The 24,355-nt window shown below is 66.3% G+C and carries 20 protein-coding genes and 2 pseudogenes; 18 read left to right on the top strand and 4 right to left on the bottom strand.

Features of this window, described 5'->3' with window-relative positions; all coding sequences use genetic code 11:
- Positions 1-142, top strand: a pseudogene (locus VGC77_RS12780) (IS481 family transposase); the annotation flags it as partial.
- A 132-nt stretch (positions 143-274) separates the two neighbouring features.
- On the opposite strand, the gene VGC77_RS12775 reads toward VGC77_RS12780, so the two are convergent.
- On the bottom strand, positions 275-1,420 hold the full coding sequence (locus tag VGC77_RS12775) for an acyltransferase (RefSeq protein WP_331171943.1): 1,146 nt from the start codon (positions 1,418-1,420) through the stop codon (positions 275-277).
- Positions 1,421-1,635: 215 nt separating this feature from the next.
- Between VGC77_RS12775 and VGC77_RS12770 the strand changes: the two genes are divergently transcribed.
- From VGC77_RS12770 to VGC77_RS12725, 10 genes are all read left to right on the top strand, one after another.
- Positions 1,636-2,436 (top strand): glycoside hydrolase family 19 protein, encoded by an 801-nt coding sequence (locus tag VGC77_RS12770; protein WP_331171942.1) that lies wholly within the window; start codon positions 1,636-1,638, stop codon positions 2,434-2,436.
- Between the two features lie 2 nt (positions 2,437-2,438).
- Positions 2,439-3,011, top strand: a complete 573-nt coding sequence (locus tag VGC77_RS12765) for a 3TM-type holin (RefSeq protein WP_331171941.1) — start codon at positions 2,439-2,441, stop codon at positions 3,009-3,011.
- Positions 3,012-3,107: 96 nt separating this feature from the next.
- Entirely contained in the window at positions 3,108-3,803 is a 696-nt protein-coding gene (locus VGC77_RS12760; protein WP_331171940.1) for a response regulator transcription factor, read from the top strand.
- Between the two features lie 72 nt (positions 3,804-3,875).
- The gene (locus tag VGC77_RS12755; protein ID WP_331171939.1) at positions 3,876-5,252 is read left to right on the top strand and encodes a sensor histidine kinase; all 1,377 of its coding nucleotides are present in this window, start codon (positions 3,876-3,878) and stop codon (positions 5,250-5,252) included.
- Positions 5,253-5,350: 98 nt separating this feature from the next.
- Positions 5,351-5,851: an RT0821/Lpp0805 family surface protein gene (locus VGC77_RS12750; protein WP_331171938.1), complete on the top strand. Its 501-nt coding sequence runs from the start codon at positions 5,351-5,353 to the stop codon at positions 5,849-5,851.
- Between the two features lie 303 nt (positions 5,852-6,154).
- The gene (locus VGC77_RS12745; protein WP_331171937.1) at positions 6,155-7,558 is read left to right on the top strand and encodes a hypothetical protein; all 1,404 of its coding nucleotides are present in this window, start codon (positions 6,155-6,157) and stop codon (positions 7,556-7,558) included.
- 131 nt (positions 7,559-7,689) lie between these two features.
- The gene (gene ccmI / locus VGC77_RS12740; RefSeq protein ID WP_331171936.1) at positions 7,690-8,793 is read left to right on the top strand and encodes a c-type cytochrome biogenesis protein CcmI; all 1,104 of its coding nucleotides are present in this window, start codon (positions 7,690-7,692) and stop codon (positions 8,791-8,793) included.
- Between the two features lie 2 nt (positions 8,794-8,795).
- Positions 8,796-9,311 (top strand): cytochrome c maturation protein CcmE, encoded by a 516-nt coding sequence (gene ccmE, locus VGC77_RS12735; protein WP_331171935.1) that lies wholly within the window; start codon positions 8,796-8,798, stop codon positions 9,309-9,311.
- Positions 9,308-11,290: a heme lyase CcmF/NrfE family subunit gene (locus VGC77_RS12730; protein ID WP_331171934.1), complete on the top strand. Its 1,983-nt coding sequence runs from the start codon at positions 9,308-9,310 to the stop codon at positions 11,288-11,290. Before ccmE ends, VGC77_RS12730 begins: the two co-directional genes overlap by 4 nt.
- Positions 11,291-11,294: 4 nt before the next feature.
- On the top strand, positions 11,295-11,795 hold the full coding sequence (locus VGC77_RS12725; protein WP_331171933.1) for a cytochrome c-type biogenesis protein: 501 nt from the start codon (positions 11,295-11,297) through the stop codon (positions 11,793-11,795).
- A gap of 17 nt (positions 11,796-11,812) precedes the next feature.
- On the opposite strand, the gene VGC77_RS12720 is transcribed toward VGC77_RS12725, so the two are convergent.
- The gene (locus VGC77_RS12720; RefSeq protein WP_331171944.1) at positions 11,813-12,616 is read right to left on the bottom strand and encodes an APC family permease; all 804 of its coding nucleotides are present in this window, start codon (positions 12,614-12,616) and stop codon (positions 11,813-11,815) included.
- Between VGC77_RS12720 and VGC77_RS12715 the strand changes: the two genes are divergently transcribed.
- Positions 12,507-13,106: a hypothetical protein gene (locus VGC77_RS12715; protein WP_331171945.1), complete on the top strand. Its 600-nt coding sequence runs from the start codon at positions 12,507-12,509 to the stop codon at positions 13,104-13,106. The genes VGC77_RS12720 and VGC77_RS12715 overlap by 110 nt on opposite strands.
- Before the next feature lie 579 nt (positions 13,107-13,685).
- Complete coding sequence (locus VGC77_RS12710; protein ID WP_414709654.1) at positions 13,686-15,305, top strand: methyl-accepting chemotaxis protein; 1,620 nt, start codon at positions 13,686-13,688, stop codon at positions 15,303-15,305.
- A gap of 142 nt (positions 15,306-15,447) precedes the next feature.
- Here the strand turns inward: VGC77_RS12710 and VGC77_RS12705 are convergent, their stop codons facing one another.
- Both VGC77_RS12705 and VGC77_RS12700 read right to left on the bottom strand, forming a co-directional pair.
- Positions 15,448-15,936 carry a ferritin-like domain-containing protein gene (locus VGC77_RS12705; protein WP_011472302.1) on the bottom strand — a complete coding sequence of 163 codons (489 nt, stop codon included), beginning with the start codon at positions 15,934-15,936 and terminating at the stop codon, positions 15,448-15,450.
- 152 nt (positions 15,937-16,088) lie between these two features.
- Complete coding sequence (locus tag VGC77_RS12700; RefSeq protein WP_331171931.1) at positions 16,089-16,997, bottom strand: ferritin family protein; 909 nt, start codon at positions 16,995-16,997, stop codon at positions 16,089-16,091.
- A 332-nt stretch (positions 16,998-17,329) separates the two neighbouring features.
- Between VGC77_RS12700 and VGC77_RS12695 the strand changes: the two genes are divergently transcribed.
- From VGC77_RS12695 to VGC77_RS12675, 5 genes and pseudogenes are all read left to right on the top strand, one after another.
- Entirely contained in the window at positions 17,330-18,916 is a 1,587-nt protein-coding gene (locus tag VGC77_RS12695; RefSeq protein ID WP_331171930.1) for a Do family serine endopeptidase, read from the top strand.
- A 264-nt stretch (positions 18,917-19,180) separates the two neighbouring features.
- Complete coding sequence (locus tag VGC77_RS12690; protein WP_414709655.1) at positions 19,181-19,858, top strand: winged helix-turn-helix domain-containing protein; 678 nt, start codon at positions 19,181-19,183, stop codon at positions 19,856-19,858.
- Positions 19,859-20,207: 349 nt separating this feature from the next.
- Positions 20,208-21,914: a HAMP domain-containing methyl-accepting chemotaxis protein gene (locus VGC77_RS12685; RefSeq protein WP_331171928.1), complete on the top strand. Its 1,707-nt coding sequence runs from the start codon at positions 20,208-20,210 to the stop codon at positions 21,912-21,914.
- Positions 21,915-22,072: 158 nt separating this feature from the next.
- Positions 22,073-23,533, top strand: a complete 1,461-nt coding sequence (locus tag VGC77_RS12680) for a sensor histidine kinase (protein ID WP_331171927.1) — start codon at positions 22,073-22,075, stop codon at positions 23,531-23,533.
- Positions 23,530-24,355: pseudogene (locus VGC77_RS12675) on the top strand (bifunctional [glutamine synthetase] adenylyltransferase/[glutamine synthetase]-adenylyl-L-tyrosine phosphorylase); the annotation flags it as partial. The gene VGC77_RS12680 and the pseudogene VGC77_RS12675, both read left to right, overlap by 4 nt.

Below are 24,355 nucleotides of genomic sequence, written 5' to 3'. Positions count from 1 at the left end.
GACCTCACAACGCCGCGCCCTCGAACTGCCGGTCTGGCTGCATAGATACAACTGGCATCGGCCACACGGTGGGATAAAATCACAAACACCCATCAGTCGCCTCGCTCTGTCCGAGGACAACCTGTTGAGGCTCCACAGCTAAGTCGCCGGCCGAACCTTGTAATTATCGGAAAAGAGCTGCGATCATCGTTGTGGCGACGCTGGTGTTGTCGCTCGCGCTGGTGCTGCTCGATCGGCCGATCGAACGCGCCAGGGCAAAGCTCGGTGAGCACCGCTAATTGATCGGACCGCCGGCGGCCGGCAGCGGAGTGGCAATCGTGGCATGGCTCGGTTTGCGCGGGGCGGCCGGTAGCGCAAGGCTGCCCCATTTGACGATCGCCGCGCGGCAGGGGCGCTCGATTACCAGCCAGATCGCGGTGGCGGTGCCGAGCGTCACCGCGCAATACACGATCAGGCCGAGCGGGCCGGGCAGCGCCACCAGGCCCGGCAGGGATTGTAGCATGAATCCGACCACGGTGACGTGGACCAGATAGACCGAATACGAGGTCTCGCCGAGGAACACCATCACGGTGTTGCCGAGGAAGCGGCTGACACGGCCGCGCTGGCAGGCCAGCACGAAGATCAGAAATGCCGCGGGCAGCGCGCTCGAGCCGGCATTGCCGAACCACATCGGTCCGGCGCCGATCTGCATCCAGGGCAGCAGCATCAGCGCGTAAGGGGCCCAATACGACGTGGTGAAGAAGATCGTCACCGCCACGATCTCGAGCACCGTGCCGGACACCTCGCCGAGCCGAACGTAGCGGCCGAACCGTAGCCAGCCTAACGCAGCGCACATCCCGAGCACGAATTCAAAGAACCGCGGCAGCGGGCTGATGTAGAGCAACATCGCGGAGGTGACGCCCATGTCGCCGTCGGCGTAGTCCTTGATCGGCCAGACATAGCAGAACGCGATCAGGCTGAGCGCCAGCGCCAGCGATCCGGCCAGCTTGAGCCACCAATCCTTGCGAAGGTTGGCGATCAGAAACGGAAACAGCAGGTAGAAGGCGAATTCGGTCGAGATGCTCCAGCTCGGCCCGTTCAGCGACTGGCCGTACAAGGCGACCGGAATCCAGGCCTGGATCAGAACCGCGTTGGAAAACCAGCGCCAGGCATCGAACGGTTGCGGATAGATCCAGATCGCCAGCAATGCCGTCGCCGCGTAGGCCGGCCAGATCCGCGCGAACCGCGCCAGGAAGAATTTCCACTTGTCGCGGGCGGTAGCGAGTTCTGGATAGCTGTAGGTCAGGATGAACCCCGACAGCACGAAGAACATCGAGACGCCCTGGCCGAAGATGATGGTGTCGAACCGGGGTAGTCCGAACTTGCCCTGAATATGGCCGATCACGATCATGCCGGAGGCGAGGAATCGCAATCCCGTCAAGGCTCGCAGCTGGCGTTTTTCCATAACCCGGTGCCCCACAATTTCTGCGCGCACAATCCGGCTGAAAACCGCCGCATTGTCAAGCTGACCGCTCGGCACGCCGGCCGGCGGGTGGCGATTGGTTGCCGCACCGCGGATGGCCAGACTGTGTCGCCCGATGCTCTCCGGACAACAACGTCCCTTATCGAACCGTCCTTCAAATCAAGGAGTTTCGCATGAGCGCATCGTCTTTTGGCGAGGCATTGCTGCGGCTGTGGCCGGACGGCGACCAGAACGTCCCGGGGCTGCGCGACGGCATCGCGGCGGCGGCGCCGGCGGTGTTCGCGCGCCACGGCATCACCTCGCCGCTGTTGGTGGCGCATGTCATGGCACAGATCTCCCACGAATGCGGCGCCGGCCATGAGGTGGTGGAAAACCTCAACTACACGGCTGGCCGGATGATGCAGGTGTGGCCGTCGCGGTTTCCGACCACGGCGAGCGCTGCGCCCTACGCGCACAATCCGAAGGCGCTGGCCAACAAGGTCTATAACGGCCGGATGGGCAACCGGGCGGGCTCCGACGACGGCTGGACTTTCCGCGGCCGCGGCGCCGCCCAGACCACCGGCCGCGACGGCTATGCGCGGCTCGCCAAGGCGACCGGGCTCGACCTCGTCAACCATCCCGAACTGGTGCTGGCGCCAAAACATTTCCTGGACTGCGGCGTCGCCGATTTCATCGCCTGCGGCTGCCTGCCGTTCGCCCAGGCCGACGACGTGGTTGGCGTCACCAAACGGCTGAACGGCGGCAGCGTCGGGCTGGCGCAGCGCAAAGCCTGGCTTTCGACATGGAAGGCGGCGCTGGCCACCGTCCCGGTGGCCGCGAAGCCCGCGCCGCTCAAACCCCGGTCGGGCGCGGCGTTGCCGCGCGACCCGGTGCCGGCGATCGCGCCGGCGGCGGCTCCGGCCGCAGCGGTGCCGGCCCGGTCGCTGTTGGCACGCGTCGCCGCCGCACTCACCGCGGCTTTCAGGAGGAGCTGACTATGGACTGGAACGATCTTGCCAAACAGGTGATCGCGCAGGGCGCGCCGCTGCTCGGCGCCGCACTCGGCGGCCCGCTCGGCGGCGCCGCCGGAAGCATTCTGGCGCAGGTGCTGGGCCAGGCGGAGCCGACGCCGTCCGCGTTGCAGGCCGCCTTGCCGGCGGCCGATCCGAAAAAACTCGCCGAGGCCGAGGCGCAATGGGTCGAGATGATCCGCGCCGAGGCCGAGACCCAGCGCACCGCGATCGCCGAGACCCAGGCCACCATCCGCGCCGAGATCGGCAGCGACGACATGGTGCAGCGCTGGTGGCGGCCGGCCTATGCCTGGGAGCTGACGCTGGAATGCGCGGCGTTGTGGGCGGTGCTGATCCATGAATTCTGGACCGGCGACGTCGCCACCATCAACGCGCTGGTCGGCGCCACCGCGCTGTTGGTGACCTATTGGGGCTTTCGATTCGGCGTGCTAGGCGTCTACATCGGCGGCCGCACCCGCGAAAAGGTCTCCGCCGCCACCGGGCAGGACGTGCCCGGCGTGATCGAGAAGCTGGTGAAGGCCGTCGTGAAGAAAAAGTAATATTTCGGCGCGGTGTCGTTCATCGGTCATTCACGCCACCGCGTCTCATCTGCAAGCCGGCGTTTCGCCCGAAACTAACAACCAGCGGAGACGGTCTTGCGTTTGCTCGTCGTTGAAGATGATCCCGACCTCAATCGTCAGCTCACCACCGCGCTGACCGACGCCGGCTATGTGGTCGACCGCGCCTTCGACGGCGAGGAGGGCCACTTCCTCGGCGACACCGAGCCTTACGACGCGGTGGTGCTGGATATCGGCCTGCCGAAGATGGACGGCATCTCGGTGCTGGAAGCCTGGCGGCGCAACCACCGCGCCATGCCGGTCTTGATCCTCACCGCGCGCGATCGCTGGAGCGACAAGGTGCAGGGTTTTGACGCTGGCGCCGACGACTACGTGGCAAAGCCGTTTCATCTCGAGGAGGTGCTGGCGCGGATCCGGGCGCTGCTGCGCCGCTCCGCCGGCCACGCGCAATCTGAACTGACTTGCGGCGCGGTGGTGCTCGACACCCGCACCGGGAGGGTCAGCGTCAACGGCAATCCGGTGAAGTTGACGTCGCACGAATACCGGCTATTGGCCTATCTGATGCATCACACCGGGCGGGTGGTGTCGCGCACCGAGCTGGTCGAGCATCTCTACGACCAGGACTTCGACCGCGATAGCAACACCATCGAGGTGTTCGTCGGCCGCATCCGCAAGAAACTCGACGTCGACATCATCCAGACCGTGCGCGGGCTCGGCTATCTATTGACGCCGCCGACAGCGGCGCCGGCGCCCGCCGCCGATCATCGGTCTTGATCCGGCCGGCGGCTTGGTTTGTTGTGACGGGATGACGCGCCACCCCGTAATGTGCCTCTGGATCATGCGCTGATGCGCGGCAGCTCGCTTGCCACACGGCTGTTCCTGTCGGCCACCGCCTGGGTGGTGGTGATCCTGGCGATCACCGGCATCGTGCTGTCGTCGGTGTATCGGCAGGCCTCCGAGCGCGCCTTCGACCGCAGGCTCAATCTCTATCTGCGCACCCTGGTGGCCGAGGTGGCGACCCCGGACGAGCCGCCGGAGCGCCAGTTCCAGTCGCTCGGCGAGCCGTTGTTCGATCTGCCGCTGTCCGGCTGGTACTGGCAGATCGCGCGCACCGATACCGACAAGCCGGACTTGCGCGCCTCGCGCTCATTGTGGGACCGCAAGCTGTCGCGGCTGGAGGAGCAGGGCGTCGAACTCACCGCCGCCGGGGTCCGCCAGGGCTATGTCGACGGCCCCGAAGGCCAGAACCTGCGCATGGTGGAGCGGCCGGTCGATCTTGGCGCCGACGGCAAATTCCTGGTCACGGTGGCCGGCGACGCCACCGAGATCTTCGAGGAAACCCGCACCTTCGATTACTACCTCGCCGGCACCTTTCTGGCGCTGTCGATCGGGCTGGTGCTGACCACGATCTTCCAGGTCCGCTTTGGCCTTGCGCCGCTGAAACGGATTTCCGATTCCATCGCCGACATCCGCTCCGGCCGCGCCGAGCGGCTGGAGGGTGAATTCCCGGTCGAAATCGCGCCTTTGGCGCGCGAGACCAACGCGCTGATCGACGCCAACCGCAAGATCGTCGAGCGCGCGCGCACCCATGTCGGCAATCTGGCGCACGCCATCAAGACGCCGCTGTCGGTGATCATCAACGAGGCCGCGACCCATCCTGGCGATGCCTTCGCCGCCAAGGTGCTGGAACAGGCCGACGTGATGCGCGACCAGGTCACCCACCATCTGCAGCGGGCGCGGATCGCGGCGCGGCTGACGGTGGTCGGCACCGTCACCGAGGTCGCGCCGGTGATCGAGGCGCTGCGCCGCACCATGGACAAGATCCACCGCGAGCGCGGCCTTGCGATCGACGTCGAGGCCGCCGCCGCGGCGAAATTCCGCGGCGAGCGCCAGGACCTCGAGGAGATGGTCGGCAATCTGGTCGACAACGCCTGCAAATGGGCGAAAGCGCGGGTGTTCATCGAGGTCGCGCTGGAGCCGGCCGGCACCGCCGATCCGGCGGCGGTGCTGCGCATCGTGGTCGACGACGACGGCCGCGGGCTGTCGGCGGCCGAGCGCGCCCAGGTGCTGCGCCGCGGCCAACGGCTCGACGAATCCAAGCCCGGTTCGGGGCTCGGGCTGTCGATCGTCACCGACCTCGCCGCGCTGTACGGCGGCAGCCTCAAGCTCGGAGAGGCCCCGATCGGCGGCCTGCGCGCCGAACTGCTGCTGCCGGGGGCGTGAGGGTTAAACGCATCGTTTCGCCCCGATCCCGCCCGAATTGTCGGTTCCGACTGGTGCACTGCTTCGCTCGCCGGCCTGCGCCGCTCCTGGGACCCGTCATGATCCGCACCGATGCCGCATTGATCTTGCTTGCCGCAGTTGCGCTCGGCGGCTGCGACGTCACCAGCGGCGGGCTGGGCACGGGCGGCTTGACCCGGGCGTTCAGCGCGGCGCCGCCCGCCAATGGCCGGGCCAGCGAGCGCGATGCCGCGGTAGCGGTGACCGAGGCCGCGCTCGGCGGCATGATCGGGGCCAAGATCGGCGCCAGGCTTGACGACGACGACCGCCGGCTGGCCTATCAGGCGCAGATCGAGGCGTTGGACAATGGCGCCCCCGGCGCGCCGGTGCCGTGGCGCAATCCGGCTTCCGGGCGCTACGGTAATATCGTGCCCGGTCCCGCCTATGTCCGGCAGGGCGCGACCTGCCGCGGCTTTTCTCATACCGTGACCATCGCCGGCCAGCTCGAGATCGCCCGCGGCACCGCCTGCCACGGTCCCGACGCCCCCTGGACCGTCTCCAGCTATAGCGTTTTCGAGCGAAGTGGATCCCGGTTCGCGTGAAGAAAACGCGTCAAAATAACAATCTAGAGCTCCGGTTCTGATTCTCTCAGAACCGAAATAGCTCTCGCGCATCGCCGCCGGCGTTTCGCGCACCGCCGGCCGGGCCTGCCGGCGCGCGCGGGTTATCCGCCGGCGATCAGCACCCGGTCGTTGACTTCGGCGGCGTTATACGCTCCTCAAGAGCTTCTTAACGACGATCCTGTTAGAACTTGCGGTGACGCCGCGGGGCGTCGATCACATGGAAACGTGCGGACCGGCGCGCGCTGATGGGCGTGCGGAGCCTCAGCCTGCAGATTTGGGCGAATGAGTCAGACATCGACCGAGCGTCTCAGAGACTATCTCGCGCAGCTGCCGCCGCAGGCCCAGGCGCTGCTGATCCGGGAGTTCGAGCGCGCCATCGAGCGCGGCGAGGACGCCACGGTCGCCAATTTCGTGCTCGGCCAGTTGCGCCAGATCGTCCGCGGCACTGACGAGGAGGCGCCGGCGCGCACCGACGACCCGGCGCGGCTGCTGTTTCGTCCGCTGGAGCCGTTCCTGGTCGAACATTCCGGCGCGGTGCGGCCCGGGCAGATCCGCCGCGCCTCGCTGCTGCCGATCTGGCAATGGCTCGGGCGCGACGGCGCGCCTGCTGCAACCGCGGAGTTCGAGGCGACGCTGGCAAGACTGCGCGGCGCCGGAACGGCCGCCGAGATCGCCCAGGCGACCCGCAAGCTGCAGATGGCCGCCGGCGACGCCATCGCCGAGGCCACCACCGTCGCCCCCGGCGTCGACAACCAGCGCATGCTGGCCCGGATCGGTTCGGCCGCGGTGGTCGAGGATCTGCGCGCGATCGGCGCGGTGCTGAAAAACCGTGACGCGCTCGACGCGTTGTCCGAGAAGTTGCCCGGCAGCCTCGGCGCGTTCGGCGACGGCCAGGTCAATTCGGTGATCGCCACCCTCAACGTTCCGTCGCTGCAGACCCCGCAGGTCTTGCCGTTCGCGTTGTCGCTGGTGATGCAGCGGCTGTCGGCCTCCTGGCAGGTCATCCGGATCGCGGTGCGGATCGCCAGTTCCGACGACGAGGTGCGGGTTGCGGCAATCCCGCTCGGCGTCGCCGTCACCATGGCGCTGCACGATCTGTCGCAACTGGCCGCCGAGCTGCGCGCCCAGATCAAGCGCGGTCAGTTCGAGAATTTCGCCGAACGGCTGAAGGTGGTGCATGACGGCATGCGCGGCGTGCGCACCGAACTCGATCTGCGCAACGATTCGGTCTGGGGCCGGCAGATGGCGGCGATCCGGGTCGACATCTCCAATTCGCTGCAATCCGAGATCGAGAGCGTGCCGGGCCGGGTGCGCCGGCTGTTGCGGCAACGTCCCGACAAGGACATCGCGGCGACCACCAAGATCGATCCGGGCGAGGTCGACGAGGTCTTGGCGCTGATCGCCTTTGTCGCGGTGTGCCGCACCTATGCCAGCGAACTGGCGATCAACGAGGTGACGCTGCGGACCTATTCCGACCTGCAGCAATATGTCGAAAAGTCCACCGAGGCGCTGGTGCAGGCGCTGCGCGGCGGCGATCCCCGGGTGCGCGGCTTCCGGCAGATGCAGGTCAAGGCGGCGATCCGGTTCTGCGAGGCGCTGTTCGGCCAGGACTATGCCTCGCTGATGAGCCGGGCGGCCGACAACGCCATGGTCGTGGTAGAACGCAAGCCGAACCGGGCGAGCTGATCTAACGCCTTCATTCACAAGTATTTTCCTTGAGCACCGGGGCGCAAAAGGCAATTGCGCCGCAGCCTTGGTCATGGTGTAAACGCCATCCGGCGCCCGCGGGGCGCGCGCTTGCACTGGAACGGGCTTGCATGACGCTGTGGTTCGTGTTCGCGATGATGACCGCCGCGGCGATCTTCGCGGTGGTGTGGCCGCTCGGCCGAAGGCCGCGACCGCAGCGCGAAGGCACCGAGGCCAATGTCTACAAGGATCAACTCGCCGAGATCGATCGCGACGCCGCGGTCGGGCTGATCGGCGCGCCTGAGGCGGAGGCCGCCCGGGTCGAGATCAGCCGTCGCCTGCTGGGCGCCGCCGATACCGAACGGGCGCCGCCGGCAGCGACCCGCAACGGCGCGCGCCGCGCTGTGTCGGTGCTGGCGCTGGTCGGATTGCCGCTCTTGGCGGTGGCGTTCTATCTGCCGCTCGGCTCGCCGCGGATGGCCGATGTTCCGCTGGCGCAGCGCGCCCGCGCACCCAGCGCCACCGAGCCGCTCGACAATCTGGTGACCAAGGTCGAGGCCCATCTGGAGAAGAACCCGACCGATGCCCGCGGCTGGACCGTGCTGGCGCCGGTGCTGGCGCGGCTCGGCCGGTTCGAGGACGCGGTGCAGGCCTATCGCAACGCGCTGACCTATGGCCCGGACAGCGCCGAACGCCGCGCCGATCTCGGCGAGACCATCGCCGCGGCCGCCGGCGGCGTGATCACCGCCGAGGCCAAGGCGGAATTCGAACGCGCGGTGGCGCTCGATGCCGACGAGGTCAAGGCGCGCTACTTCCTCGGCCTGTCGGCCGAGCAGGACGGCCGGCCCAATGACGCCGCCGCAATCTGGCGCAAGATGCTGGACAAGGCGCCGGCGGAGGCGCCGTGGCGGCCGCTGGTGCAAAGCGCGCTGGCGCGGGTGAGCGGCGCGACCATGCCGCCGCCGCCCGACGAGGCCGTCGCCGCAGCGCAAGGCATGAGCGAAGCCGACCGCGGCGCCATGATCCAGGTCATGGTGGACCGGCTGGCGACGCGCTTGAAACAAAACGGTGATGACGTCGAGGGATGGTTGCGGCTGATGCGCGCCTATATGGTGATGGGCGACCGCGACAAGGCCAAGGGCGCGCTCGCCGAAGCGCGCCAGGCGCTCGCCGGCAAGGACGAGCGGCTGAAACAACTCGACGCCGGCGTGAAGAGCCTCGGACTGGACGGATAAACATGACGCGCAAGCAGCGGCGGTTGACGATGATCGGCGGAGCGGCGGCGGTGCTGGCCGTCGCGGTGGCGCTGGTGTTGAACGCGCTGCGCGATTCCATCGTGTTCTTCTCCACCCCGCAGATGGTGGCCGAGCAGCACATCGCCCCGGGCAAGCGGTTCCGGCTCGGCGGCCTGGTGGAACCGGGCACCCTGGTGCGCGGCGATGATCTCGCGGTGAGTTTCAAGATCTCCGACGGCAACGCCATGGTGCCGGTGGCCTACAAGGGCATCCTGCCGGATCTGTTCCGCGAAGGGCAGGGCGTGGTGACCGAGGGCGCGCTGGATAAAGCCGGCGTGTTCAAGGCCGACACCGTGCTGGCCAAACACGACGAAAACTACATGCCGAAAGAGGTTGCCGACGCGCTGAAGAAACAGGGCCGCTGGCAGGAGCAGTCCGGCGCCAAATCGGACGCCAAACCCGATGCCAAGCCCGACATCCGGTCCGACGCAACGCCGGCGCAAGGAGCCGCGCGATGATCGCCGAGGCCGGCCACTACGCGTTGGTGCTGGCGCTCGGGCTGGCGCTGATCCAGGCCAGCGTGCCGGTGCTCGGCGCGCGGCTGCGCGATCCCGCTCTGATGAACGTCGCGCGCTCCGCGGCGCTGGCGCAATTGCTGTTCGTCGGCTTCTCGTTCACCGCGCTGGTGATGCTGCACGTCAGTTCGGATTTTTCCGTCGCCAACGTGTTCGAGAACTCGCATTCCGCCAAGCCGCTGCTCTACAAGATCACCGGCGTGTGGGGCAATCACGAAGGCTCGATGCTGCTGTGGGTGTCGATCCTGGCGCTGTTCGGCGGCCTGGTTGCCGCGTTCGGCAACAACCTGCCGCTCAGCCTGCGCGCCCATGTGCTGGCGGTGCAGGCCTGGATCGCCACCGCGTTCTATCTGTTCATCCTGATTACTTCGAACCCGTTCCTGCGGCTTGACAACCCGCCGATCGAGGGCCGCGACCTCAACCCGGTGCTGCAGGACATCGGCCTCGCGATCCATCCGCCGATGCTCTATCTCGGCTATGTCGGCTTCTCGATCTCGTTCTCCTTTGCGATTGCCGCCCTGATCGAAGGCCGGGTCGACGCTGCCTGGGCGCGCTGGGTGCGGCCGTGGACGCTGATGGCCTGGATCTTCCTGACCCTCGGCATCGCGATGGGCTCGTACTGGGCCTACTACGAACTCGGCTGGGGCGGCTGGTGGTTCTGGGACCCGGTCGAAAACGCTTCGCTGATGCCGTGGCTGGCAGGCACCGCGCTGCTGCATTCCGCGGTGGTGATGGAGAAGCGCAACGCGCTGAAGGTGTGGACCATCCTCTTATCGATCCTGACCTTCTCGCTGTCGCTGCTCGGCACCTTCCTGGTGCGCTCCGGCGTCTTGACCTCGGTGCACGCCTTCGCTACCGATCCGACCCGCGGCGTGTTCATCCTGCTAATTCTCTGCGTGTTCATCGGCGGCAGTCTTTCGCTTTACGCCTCGCGGGCCTCCAGCCTGAAGCAAGGCGGGCTGTTCGCGCCGATCTCGCGTGAGGGCGCCCTGGTGCTCAACAACCTGTTCCTCACCACCGCCTGCGCCACGGTGTTCATCGGCACGCTGTATCCGCTGGCGCTGGAAGTGCTGACCGGCGACAAGATCTCGGTCGGCGCGCCGTTCTTCAATCTGACCTTCGGGCCGTTGTTCGTGCCGCTGTTGCTGGCGGTGCCATTCGGGCCGTTGCTGGCGTGGAAGCGCGGCGACCTGGTCGGCGCGGCGCAGCGGCTGATCGCCGCCGGCGTCGCCGGCTTGATCGCGATGGCGCTGCTGTGGGCTTTCGTGCATGGCGGTAGCACGCTGGCGCCGCTGGCGATCGGGCTTGCGGTGTTCGTGATCGCCGGCGCCTTGGTCGATCTGGTCGAGCGCATCGGCCTGTTCCGCAATCCGCTCGGCATCGTGTGGCGCCGCGCGGCCGGCCTGCCGCGCTCGACCTGGGGCACCGCTTTCGCCCATGCCGGCGTCGGTGTGGCGCTGATCGGGATCGTCTGTGAGACCACCTGGAACAGCGAATATATTGGCACCATGAAGCCGGGGCAGAGCGCCAGGCTCGCCGGCTATGAATTGAAGCTCGACGGCCTGCAGCAGCGCCAGGGACCGAATTTCCGCGAGATGCTGGCGCAGTTCACGGTCACCGAGGCCGCTCAGCCGGTCGGTGTGATGACGCCGTCGAAGCGCAGCTTCGCCGCGCGCGGCTCCTCCACCTCGGAGGCGGCGCTGCTGACTCGCGGCGCGAGCCAGCTCTACATCTCGCTCGGCGAGCCTGCCGCCGACGGTGGCATCGCGGTGCGGATCTATCACAAGCCGATGGTGCTCTTGATCTGGTTCGGGCCGCTGTTGATGGCGTTCGGCGGGCTATTGTCGCTGTCCGACCGCCGGTTGCGGGTCGGCGCGCCGAAGCCGGCGAAACAGCCGCGCGCGTTGCAGGCGGCGGAGTGATCAGGTGAAGCGATTTCGCGTAGCCGTTTTGACCGCGTCGCTGCTGATCGGCGGCGCGCCCGCCCATGCGGTGCAGCCCGACGAGATCATGGCCGATCCGGTCAAGGAGAGCCGGGCGCGCGATCTGTCGCGCGAGTTGCGCTGCATGGTCTGCCAGAACCAGTCGATCGACGATTCCGACGCGCCGCTCGCCAAGGACCTGCGCATCCTGGTGCGCGAGCGGATCGGCGCCGGCGACAGCGATTCCCAGGTGATCAATTTTCTGGTGGCGCGTTACGGCGAGTTCGTGCTGCTGAAGCCGCGCTTCGAGCTGCATACGCTGCTATTGTGGCTGTTGCCGCCGCTGCTGCTGGGCGGCGGCGTGCTGGCGCTGTGGCTGAACAGCCGGCGGAAATCCCAGGCCGCCGGCGGCAATGCTGACGCGCTGCTAAGACTGTCGCCCGACGAACAGGCGCGGCTGGAGCGGCTGATCGACGAGCAGCCGTCGCCGCGCGAGCCGGCGTAGCGCTCCCGCCCGCTGCGTTACCGCCGCTGTGCCGCCTTGCTGTGACGGCGGCCGTAGAAGGCGTAGATCGCCAGCCCGATCGCCAGCCAGGCGGCCAGCCGCAGCCAGGTGTCGAGCGGAAGCCCGAGCATCAGCACGAACGACACCGCGGCGCCCGCCGGCGCCACCAGCCAGATCGCCGGCGCTTTGAACGGGCGTTGATATTCGGGATGCCTGATCCGCATCGCCAGCACGGCGACGCAGACCACCGCGAATGCGAACAGCGTGCCGATGCTGACCAACTCGCCGACCAGGCCGATCGGCAGCACGCCGCCCAGCCCGGCGACGAAGATGCCGATGATGATGGTGGCTATGTGCGGGGTGCGAAATCGCGGATGCGTCGCCGCCGCGCGCTTTGGCATTAAGCCATCATGCGCCATCGCCCGCAGCACCCGGGTCTGCCCAAGCAGCAGCACCAGGATCACCGAGGTCAGTCCGGTCACGATCCCGAGCTTGACGATCGGCGACAGCCAACTGATGCCGGCGGCGTCGATCCCGACCGCGATCGGATCGGGCACGTTGAGCTTGTCATAGGGCACGATGCCGGTCAGCACGAAGGCGACCGCGACGTAGAGCAGGGTGCAGATCGCCAGCGAGCCGAGGATGCCGATCGGCAAGTCGCGCTGCGGATTCTTGGCCTCCTGCGCGGTGGTCGAAACCGCGTCGAAGCCGATGAAGGCGAAGAACACCACCGCGGCGCCGCGCAGCACCCCGGACCATCCAAAAATCCCGGTGCCGGCATTCGGCGGAATGAACGCGCCGTCGGGATTGCCCGCCGTCACCCAGTTCGCAGAACTCACCATCGGCGCAGCGCAGACCAGGAAAATTGCGATCACCGTAAGTCGGGACGGTGGAGGCCATCTCGGCGTAGCACAGGCCGGCAAAGGCGCAGGCGAAGGCGCCGAGCACGAAAGACAGCAACACCGCGGGGCCCGCATTGGCGGCGGCGGCGTGGCCGGTCAGAACGAAGATGCCGGCCCCGACGATGCCGCCGACCCCGAGCGCAACAAGATTGAGCGCCGAGAGCGACCGCTTGAGATGGCCGCCGTGCGCGTCCATCTCGGCGACAGCCGCCTCCGCGCGAAGATCGCTCAGCGACTTGCGAACCCATATATCAGCCATCGACGCCTGCTTGCCATGGAACCAGTTGCCGGACGTCAAGCGCCGCGACGACAATCCAGTTCCTTAGACCAGCGGCGACCGATTCGTCAGGGCGTGGCCGGCGTAAGCTCGCGGCCGGGCGATGTTCTTCGCCAGCCTGCCGGATGCTAGAGCTATTCCGGTTCTGATAGAATCAGAACCGGAGCTCTGGATTGTTGTTTTGACGCGTTTTCTTCACGCGAACCGGGATCCACTTCAGCGGCGGCGTGCCGGCGCTGTGGTTGGGACGGCGCCGCGTCCAGTCGGCCTCCCGTGGGGAGCCGAGCCGTCGCAGTGCCGAGGCGGAGGCGCTGCTCGCGCGACTGATCGGTGACGCTGCGGCCGATCGCAAAGCCTGATTCAAATCCACGACACCGACCAGTTGGCCGCGTCGACCGCCATGTTCGTCGGCGCTGTTCTGCTCAGCTGTGCGCACATGCTCGGCCGGGCTGCGACAACCGTCACCGACAAAGTCGGGTCGGCGACATCGTTGGTAGTCTTACGAGGCCGAAAAGAGTTATCAGTTTAATACAAAATTTGGGTCGCCAACACAGGATGACGTCGTTCGCAGACGAGCCGTATGGAAGTGTTCGGCGCCGCTTGGCGCCTGGTCGACCGCAGCGACATTGCGAGAGCTACTCTCAAGTAAGGACATCTTTCCCTATGTTTGGCATATTTCGCGACGCCGAGGATCGAGCCGCTGTAGCGCGGATGGCGTCATTGAATCAGTCGAAGGCGATCATCGAGCTGCAGCTCGATGGCACCATCATCACCGCCAATGAGAAATTTCTCGATCTCCTCGGCTATCGAATGGCGGACATCCAGGGCAAGAACCATCGCATGTTCGTGGTGCCGGAGGTGCAGAAGAGCGCGGCCTATCGCGACTTCTGGGCCGCTCTCAATCGCGGCGTATACCAGTCCGGCGAATTCCGCCGCATCACCAAGACGGGCGAGGAAATCTGGATCCAGGCTTCCTACAATCCGGTGCTGGACGCCGACGGCAAGCCCGCCAGCGTGATCAAATTCGCGACCGACATCACCGAACTGAAGATCAAGAGCCTCGCCGATGCCGGCAAGATCGCCGCGTTGAACAGATCGCAGGCGGTGATCGAATTCCAGCTCGATGGCACGATCATCACCGCCAACGATAATTTCCTCAAAACGATGGGCTACACGCTGGCCGAAGTCCAGGGCAAGAACCACAGCATGTTTGTCGGCGCCGCAGCTGGCGGCGCGGCCTATCGCGAATTCTGGGCGCGCCTGAATGCCGGCAACTTCGAGGCCGGCCGATTCAAGCGGTTCGGCAAGAGCGGCAGGGAGATCTGGATCCAGGCGTCCTACAATCCGGTGTTGGACGTCGCCGGGAAGCCGTTCCGGGTGGTGAAATTCGCCACCGACATCACTGCGCAAAGTCTGCAGGCGGCCGATTCCGACGGCCAGATCGCCGCGATCCGCAAGTCGCAGGCGGTGATTGAATTCGGCCTCGACGGAATCGTGCTGACCGCGAACCGGAAATTCTGCGACACGCTCGGCTATTCGCTCAGCGAAATCCAGAACAAGCATCACAGCATGTTCGTCACCGCAGAGGACCGCGCCAGCCCAGCCTATGCGGAATTCTGGACAAATCTGAAGGCCGGGCTGTACCAATCGGGTGAATTCAAGCGCATCGGCAAAGGCGGACGCGAAGTCTGGATCCAGGCGTCCTACAATCCGATCCTCGATCTCGACGGCCACCCGTTCAAGGTGGTGAAATTCGCCTCCGACGTGACCGCGGAAGCGATTGGCCGCAAGAAGGCGGAAAATGCCCGTGGCTTCATCGAGTCGGTGGCCGCCGGCAGCGAGGAAATGAGTTCATCAATCTGCGAGATTGCGCAGACGATGGAGAAATCCCGACACAGCGCGGACGCCGCCGTCGCCCAGGTCGAATCCGCGGAGTTGCAGGCCAAGCGGCTTGCCGACGCGGCCAGTGCGATGGGCGGGATTGTCGAACTGATCGGCAGCATCACCGGACAGATCAATCTGCTGGCGCTTAACGCCACGATCGAATCGGCCCGGGCCGGCGAGGCGGGTCGCGGCTTCGCAGTGGTGGCGTCCGAGGTCAAGACGCTCGCGACGCAGGCCAAGACCGCGACTGACAAGATCAACTTCGAAATCGGTTCGCTGAACGGCATTTCGGCAGACGTGGTGGGGGCGCTGCTGTCGATTCGGGCGGCGATTGCCGGCGTCGGCGAGTTCGTCAACTCGACCGCCGCCGCGGTGGAAGAGCAGAGCGTGGTCACCGCCGAGATGTCAGAAAACATGCAGCGCGCCGCGGCCGAACTGGTGCCCTGAATGGGCCGTGCCTGATCAGCTACGCGGATGGCAGCGGAGCAGTCCAGGTGCTATATGCGCAGCCCCGGATTGCTTCATCGCAAGCGCTTCGCGACGGCAGAATTCAGTGCCTGATGTGGTTGCGACCAGATCGGTCCCACCCTCAGAACGGCACGATTTCCTGCGGCAGCGCCTCGCCGGCCTTGTGGATGGCGATCCAGCGGTGCAGCTCGGCGACGTGACCGGCTTCCTCGGCGACGAACTCCTTGGCCAACGCCTTGATCTCGGGATTGGTGGTGGTGTCGAGCACGTTCTTGTACCAGTCGAACGCGCTGGTTTCGGCTTCCAGCGCGATCTCGAGGCCAAGGTCGCGGCTGATGAACGGGTCGGTGCCCCAGATCGCGGCGGTCTCCGGGCTCTCCAGTCCGGGCCATTCGAACTCGTCGAGCTTGATCTGCGGAATGTCGCGGAAGCCGGCGCGGGCCTGGGCGTCGGCCTGATGCATGCGGGAATAGTCCGACAACTGCCGGAACAGCTTTGAGACCTCCCGATTGCCGCAGGATTCCATCGCGTCGGCGAGCTGTCCGAACCGCAGCGCGGCTTCCTGTTCGAGCTTGATCGAGTGGGCGAGAAATTCTTCGACTGTATCCATTGTAGTCCCTCCGCGGTTCATTCCCTCTTAGCTTAGGTTCCGCCAAGGGGGGTAGCGGTTAGCAAAGGCATCCTGCACAAAAATTAGCGCGAGCGCGAAAAGCACGTCTGCGTGCTAATCGCGCTCCGGCTTGATCGACGCCGACCGGCGCTTCAGGCGTTCTCGTGGGCGTTGGCGTTCTTGATCGCCCATTCTTCCTGGGTGATCCAGGCCTCGAGAATCTTCACGTGTTCAGCTTCTTCACTGACGAATTCCTTGGCGGCGGCGGCGACGTCGGGGTTCTTCGAGGTCGCTTCGATGGCGCGATAGAATTCGTAGCCGCGGCGCTCGCCCTGCAACGCCACCTTGAGGCCGCCGAGCCGCGACATCGACAGATCGGCCGCCCACGCGGCGGTGCTTTCCGGGGTGGCGTGATTGGGCCAGGCGTAGTCCGGCGGCACGTTCTTGCTGAGATCGATCGAGCCGGCGCGGGATTTCACCTCGGCAAGATGCAGCCGCGAGAAGTCGGCGAGCTGCTTGAACAGCTTGGCGACCTCGGTGTTGCCGGCGCCCTCCATCGCCGTCGCGAGCTGATCGTAGTTCAGCGCGGCGTCTTCCTCGACCTTGGCGGCGTAGCCGAAGAACTCGTCCAGCGTGTTGATCTCGGTGCCGCCCTTGTAGTTCCTGGCGGCGCTGGTGACGTGCATGCGCTGCGCCGGCAGCGTCTTGTCGCCCTCGAAGGAAACCAGGATATCCTCGTTGCGCACGAAGCACTGGCAGGCCAGCCGGTAGCGCGGCGGCATGTCGTTGACTTCGGCGTTCTGGATCTCGTCTTTGGTGATCTTGCCGAGCTGCTTCAGCACCTCTTTCTCTTTTTCGGTCAGCGCCACGGCGTATTTGGCGCGCGGATTGAAATGCTCGACCTGCACCAGGCAGGAGCCGCATTCGCCGTCCTGGCAATCGAACGGGATCGGAATCTTGTGCGACTTGGCGACCGCCAGAATGGTGCCGCGGTCGCCGGCAACCGCATAGACAGTGACGTCTCTCGCCATCACTGGCGATGAGAAGGTAATATTGGCCACGACGCTCTCCGTTTCTTGATGACGATGACGCGGACCGCCTTGGGGGCGTCCCTCGCTCGCTGCTTGGCAAGAAGCAGGCCAAGGGGAATGCGCGTGAAATCAACGACTTGAGAGATTGTCGGAAATCGGCGATGCGACAATGCAGCCGCGATTCCCGACATTGCTTGTCCGAACGCGGACAAACCGCGGCACGCCGACCGGCGTGGCGGACAAAATTACAAAACTTTAATTCCCCCGCCAGCGCGCGGTAAGGCGCGACACCCCATCTTCAGAGCCACAAGGCGCGCTGCCCCCGCCGCGCCGTCGATTTCAAGGTTTTGGAGAAATTTCGAATGACCGACCGTCCCACCGAATTGCCCTCGCTTCCGTCGTATCGCCCGGCGCGCCGTTCGCTGTTTTCGGCGCGGAAATTTGCGCTGATGGCCTCGGTGGTCGCAGGCCTCGGCGCCGGCCTCTATGGCCTCAGCCCCGCCCCCGACCATTTCAACGTGTTCAGCACCGCCGCCCAGGCCCAGGTCAACAACGAGGTGCGCAAGGTGGCGCAGCCGATCGGCTTCGCCGACATCGTCGAGCGGGTGAAGCCGTCGGTGATCTCGGTCAAGGTCAACATCAACGAGAAGGTCGCCAAGAACGACGACAGCGCCGAGGATTCGCCGTTCCAGCCCGGCTCGCCGATGGAACGCTTCTTCCGCCGCTTCGGCGGCCCGGACGGCTTGCCGCCCGGTCTGCGCGGCGGTCGTGGCGGCCGCGGCGCGGTGACCGGGCAGGGCTCCGGCTTCTTCATCTCCGACGACGGCTATGCGGTGACCAACAATCACGTGGTCGACGGCGCCGACAAGGTCGAGGTCACCACCGACGATGGCCGCACCTTCAAGGCCAAGGTGATCGGCACCGATCCGCGCACCGATCTGGCGCTGATCAAGGTCGAGAGCGGTTCCAATTTCCCGTTCGCCAAATTGGCCGAAGGCAAGCCGCGGATCGGTGACTGGGTGCTCGCGGTCGGTAACCCGTTCGGGCTCGGCGGCACCGTCACCGCCGGCATCGTCTCGGCCTCGGGCCGCGACATCGGCAACGGCCCCTATGACGATTTCATCCAGATCGACGCTCCGGTGAACAAGGGCAATTCCGGCGGCCCGGCGTTCAACACCGAAGGCGAAGTGATGGGCGTCAACACCGCGATCTATTCGCCGTCCGGCGGCAGCGTCGGCATCGCGTTCTCGATCCCGGCCTCGACCGTGAAGACGGTGGTGGCGCAGCTCAAGGACAAGGGCTCGGTGAGCCGCGGCTGGATCGGCGTGCAAATTCAGCCGGTGACCCAGGAGATCGCCGACAGCCTCGGGCTGAAGAAGGCCGATGGTGCGCTGGTTGCCGAGCCGCAGCCCGATGGTCCGGCGGCCAAGGCCGGCATCGCCTCGGGCGACGTCATCACCGCGGTGAACGACACCCCGGTCAAGGATGCCCGTGAACTCGCCCGCACCATCGGCGCCTTTGCGCCGGGCAATGCGGTGAAGCTCAACGTCATCCACAAGGGTCAGGACAAGGTGGTCAATCTGACGCTCGGGCAGTTGCCGAATACGATCGAAGCCAAGGCCGATATCGACCAGGGCGATCACGGCGACCTGACGCGCGGCTCCGACATTCCGCGGCTCGGCCTGACGCTGGCGCCCGCCGGCTCGGTGGCCGGCGCCGGCAAGGATGGCGTGGTGGTGACCGAGGTCGACCCGAAGAGCGCCGCGGCAGAGCGCGGCTTCAAGGAAGGCGACGTCATTCTCGAGGTCGCCGGCAAGAGCGTCGCCAGTCCCTCCGAGGTGCGCGACGTGCTCGCCACCGCCAAGACCGAGAACAAGAACAGCGTGCTGATCAGGGTTCGCAGCGGCGGCTCCTCGCGCTTCGTCGCGGTGCCGTTGGCGAAGGGCTGATCGGCCCGGAGTTTACTGATGGGGCGCGTCGCCGGCTGTCGCCCCCGCCGACGGCGCACTCCGGGGGACGGGTTTTAGGCCCGTCCCCACCGATCCCTTCCGGTGGAGAATGCCCCCCTCCGTTGGAAGGCGCGGCGGGCGGTGAGGTTCCCCCAAGCCTCACCGCCCGTTTCTCCGGCCGCCGCGGCGCCCCGCTTGCATGGTGGGTCTCGCCGCGCCATGGTGATAGAAAGCAAACCCGCCTTGCCCCAATCCGAAACCGAGATGCGCCTGCTGATCATCGAGGATGACCGCGAATCCGCCGACTATCTGGTCAAGGCGTTTCGCGAGGTCGGCCACATCGCCGACCACGCCGCCGACGGCGAGGAGGGGCTGGCACTGGCGGATTCCGGCGACTACGACGTGCTGGTGATCGACCGCATGCTGCCGAAGCGCGACGGATTGTCGGTGATCGGCACGTTGCGCGACAAGGGCAACCGCACCCCGGCCTTGATCCTCTCCGCGCTCGGCCAGGTCGACGACCGCATCAAGGGCCTGCGCGCCGGCGGCGACGATTACCTGCCGAAGCCTTATGCGTTTGCCGAACTGCTGGCGCGGGTCGAGGTGTTGTCGCGCCGTCATGGCGGGCCCGCCGAAGAGACCAGCTACAAGGTCGGCGATCTCGAACTCGACCGGCTGTCGCACCGGGTCGCCCGCGGCGACGACGAATTGACGCTGCAGCCGCGCGAGTTTCGGCTGCTCGAATATCTGATGAAGCACGCCGGGCAGGTGGTGACCCGCACCATGCTGTTGGAGAACGTCTGGGATTACCATTTCGATCCGCAGACCAACGTGATCGATGTGCACATCTCGCGGCTGCGCTCGAAAATCGACAAGGGCTTCGAGCGGCCGCTGCTGCATACCATTCGCGGCGCGGGGTATATGATTAGGGATGGCGGCTGAGCTATCCTCCGATCGCGTCCGCGTCATCGCGGCCTCGCCTGCAGCTCGCAATTGCAGCTGGTAAGCGTAGTCGTTGCCGCCGCGTTTCTCGTCGCTTCTCTCCTGCGTGATGACGGTATTCCGCGCTGCCAATCTGCGCTGCTTGCGCGTGACGATCCGGCATCAATTCTTTCGAAAGACATTGCGGCGCATTCAGTCGCCCGAAAGCGCGTCCGATCCGGAGGCGCAAAACGATAATCCCGTTCCTTTCATCGATGCATCCAAACGACCTTGGCGGCAGACTCCCAAGCGAGTCTGACTAAACCTCTGACCGGGTTCTCGTCGATTTTGGAATTCTCAGAGGTTTGATATGACACCGACCGCCCCCCGCCGCCGTCTTTCGGTTTCCACTTCGATCGTGCTGTTCGGGCTGGTGACCGCTCTTGGGCTCGCCGCCATTCTGACCGTCAGCGAATACGGCAACAAGCAGGTCCGCGTCGGCGGTCCGCTGTACTCGCAGATCAAGCTCGGCAACGATCTGGTCGCCGATATCCTGCCGCCGCCGGAATACGTCATCGAATCCTTCCTCGAGGCGACGCTGGCGCTGCACGACCCCGCCAACCTGGCTGCGCATCGGCAACGGTTGGTCAAACTGCATCAGGAATACGATGAGCGCCACGCCGTTTGGCTGGACTCCGACCTCGAGCCGGCGCTGAAGCGGAAGCTGACGCGGACATCCGACGCTGAGGTGCGTAGCTTCTGGGACGCACTTGAAAACGACTTGCTGCCGGCGCTGCAGAAGCAGGATCGCGCCGCCGCCGACAAGGCCTATCTGCGGCTGGCGTCAGCCTACAACGCGCACCGCGCGATTATCGATGAGATCGTCAAGTCGGCCAATGACGGCAACGCCGCGCTGGAAGCTGCCGCGGCGCAGCAGGTCGCGGCCGTGACGACATGGGTCTGGAGCGTATCGGCCCTCGTGGTACTGATCATTGCGATCGGGATTTTCGGCATCGCGCTGGGTGTGATCCGGCCGGTGGTCCGCATGACCGCAGCGATGCAGAAGATCGCCGGTGGCGCTCACGACATCAGCATTCCCGGCGCTGACCGCGGCGATGAGATCGGCAGCATGGCCAATGCGATCGGCATGATCCGCGACAACGCCGAGCGCAAGGCGCGCGACGAGGCGGAGGCGCGGGCGCGGCTCGACCAGGTCGCAGCGGCGCGGCGCAAGCAGGACCTCGACACCCTGGCCGACCATTTCGAAGGCGCCATCGGCAACATCATCGAGACGGTGTCGTCGGCCTCGACGGAACTGGAAGCCGAGGCCAAACGATTGACGCAGACCGCCGAGAGCACGCAGCAGCTGTCGGTGGTGGTCGCCGCGGCGTCGGGTGAGGCCTCTTCCAACGTGCAGTCGGTCGCCGCCGCCACCAATCAGATGGCGTCGTCGGTCAACGAGATCAGCCGCGAGGTGCAGGAATCCGCGAGGATCGCGCATGAGGCGGTGGATCAGGCGCGCAAGACCAACGATCGGGTCGGCGAATTGGCCAGCGCCGCGGCCCGCATCGGCGACGTCGTCGAACTGATCAATACTATCGCCGGGCAGACCAATCTGCTGGCGCTGAACGCCACCATTGAGGCGGCGCGGGCCGGCGATGCCGGCCGCGGCTTTGCCGTGGTGGCCTCCGAGGTCAAGGCGCTGGCGGAACAGACCGCCAAGGCGACCGGCGAGATCGGCCAGCAGATCACCGGAATCCAGGCGGCGACCCAGGAATCGGTGAACGCCATCAACGAGATCAGCGACACCATCGGGCGAATGTCGGAGATTTCATCGATGATCGCCTCGGCGGTGGAGGAGCAGGGCGCAGCGACCCAGGAAATCTCCCGCAACGTGCAGCACGCCGCCGACGGCACCAGCAAAGTGAGCGCCAACGTCACTGACATGCAACGCGGCGCCGCGGCAACCGGATCGGTGTCCTCGCAGGTGCTGGCGGCGGCACAATCGCTGTCGCGCGACAGCGACCAGCTCAAGGCCGAGGTCAGCAAGTTCCTCGACACGGTGCGGGCGGCGTGACCCGGCACCGGCGCTGAGCGAGGTGGCGCGGTCAGCGGCGCCGTGCAAGCGCCGCGGGCAGCCGGTGAACAATTTGTCACTGTAGACGGCGGCGGAAAGCGGCTAAAACCGGCTTTTGGAATGACCTCAACATTCTCAATGGCTTGTAAGATCCGCCCGTGACCGCATTCGGCAAACTGATCCGCACCACGGCGTTTCGGCTGACGCTGGTCTATCTGTTTCTGTTCGCGCTGTTTGCCGCCTCGCTGCTGGCCTATTTCGCCTGGAACACGCACCGCCTGATCACCGACCAGATCACCACCACGGTGAATGGCGAGATGGAGGAGATCAGCGACATCTTCTCCCGCCGCGGCCTGCGCGGGCTGGTGTTCACCATCGAGAACCGCGCGCTGCGACCCGGCGCCAATCTCTATCTGATCACCACGCCGAACGGCCAGGCGGTGGCCGGCAATGTCGGCGAGTTGGCGCCCGGCGTGATGGCGACCACCGGCTGGTCGGAAACCTTTTATCGCAGGTTGGACGATTCCGACGCGCCGCATCACCGCGCGCTGGTACGCGTTTCCGAATTGAGCGGCGGCTTCCGGCTGTTGATCGGGCGCGATCTCGAGGAACGCCGGCGGCTGTTCGGCGTGGTGGCGTCGGCGGCGCAGTGGAGCGTGCTGATCGTGGTGGTGCTCGGGCTCGGCGGCGGCGTGTTCGTGGCGCGCCGTGTGTTGCGCCGGATCGACGCCATGACCGGCACCACGCAACGCATCATGGCCGGCGATCTCACCGGCCGGCTGCCGGTCGGGCGCAGCGGCGACGAACTCGACCGGCTGGCCGAGAACCTCAACGCCATGCTGGAGCGCATTGAGGCGCTGATGATGGGGCTGAAGGAAGTCTCCGACAACATCGCCCACGATCTGAAGACGCCGCTGACGCGGCTGCGCAACCGCGCCGAGGAGGCGCTGGCGAAGTCGCACAACGAAGCCGAATATCGCGCCGCGCTGGAACGCACCATCGAGGAGTCCGATGGGCTGATCCGCACCTTCAACGCACTGTTGATGATCGCGCGCGCGGAATCCGGGCAGGCGCGCGGCGATATGGCGGATTTCGACGCCGCCGAGATCGCAAACGGTATCCACGAACTGTATGAGCCGTTGGCCGAGGACAATGGCCTGACGCTCAAGGTCGACGCCGCGCCGGCGCCGTTGCACGGCAATCGCGAGTTGATCAGCCAGGCGCTGGCTAACCTCGTAGAAAACGCCATCAAATACGGCCGGCCGCAGCCCGAGGCGCAGCCGCTCGGCGCCGACGCGGTGCCACCCGGCGGCGAGATCGTGATCGAAGCGCGCCGCGACGGCGATCAGGTGCTGCTCGGCGTCATCGACCACGGACCCGGCATCCCGGCGCCCGACCGCAAGCACGCGGTGCAGCGCTTCGTGCGGCTCGAGGCCAGCCGCACCCAGCCCGGCTCCGGATTGGGGCTCAGCCTCGCCTCGGCGGTCGCCACCCTGCATGGCGGCGAATTGCGGCTGACCGATGCCGACCCGGGATTGCGCGCAACGCTTGCAATTCCCGCCCGCGCGGGTGATGGACTTGCCGTTCCAATCCATCATCCAGAACAGACAACGGCATGACCCTTTCCGCGACCGCCGCGGACCATATCGAGCTGGCAGGGCGTTTCGCAGCGGGGCCGCGGCTGTTCGCGCCCGAAGATGCGGCGCGGCGGCTCGCCGGCTGGCTCGGCGACCTCGACGCCGCGCTGGCCGAGGCGATCGCGGCGATCATCCAGCGCTGTCCCAAAACCAAGATCCTGCTGCAGTCGATCGCCGAGGCCTCGCCCTATCTGTTCGATCTGATCCGCATCGACCCGGCGCGGCTGCTGCGGCTGCTGCGCTGCGATCCCGACCTCCGGCTCGCCGAACTGATCGAGGGCGGCCGCGCCGCCGTCGCCGCGGCCGCGAGCGAGGCCGAGGCAATGCAGGCGCTGCGCCGCATGAAGTCGGAAGCCGCCTTGCTGATCGCGCTGTGCGACATCGGCGACGTCTGGCCGGTGATGCGCATCACCCAGGCCTTGACCGATCTCGCGGTCGCCTCGGTGCAATGTGCGCTGCGGTTCCTGCTGCGCCAGGAGGCCGCCCGCGGCCGGCTCAAGCCACCCTGCGCCGACCGCCCCGAGGAGGGCAGCGGGCTGGTGGTGCTGGCGATGGGCAAGATGGGCGCCGGCGAGCTGAACTATTCCAGCGACATAGACCTGATCGTGTTCTTCGATCTGGCGGCGCCGACGGTGGCGCCCGACTTCGAGCCGCAGCCGTTCTTCGTCCGCGTGACGCAGGGGCTGGCGCGGCTGCTGAACAGCCGCACCGCTGACGGCTACGTGTTCCGCGTCGACCTGCGGCTGCGTCCCGATCCGGCCTCGACGCCGGTGGCGATCTCCACCGCGTCGGCGCTGGATTATT

This window comes from Rhodopseudomonas sp., from assembly GCF_036404135.1.
Lineage (GTDB): Bacteria > Pseudomonadota > Alphaproteobacteria > Rhizobiales > Xanthobacteraceae > Rhodopseudomonas_A.
This window is presented reverse-complemented; position numbering and strand designations above follow the sequence as displayed.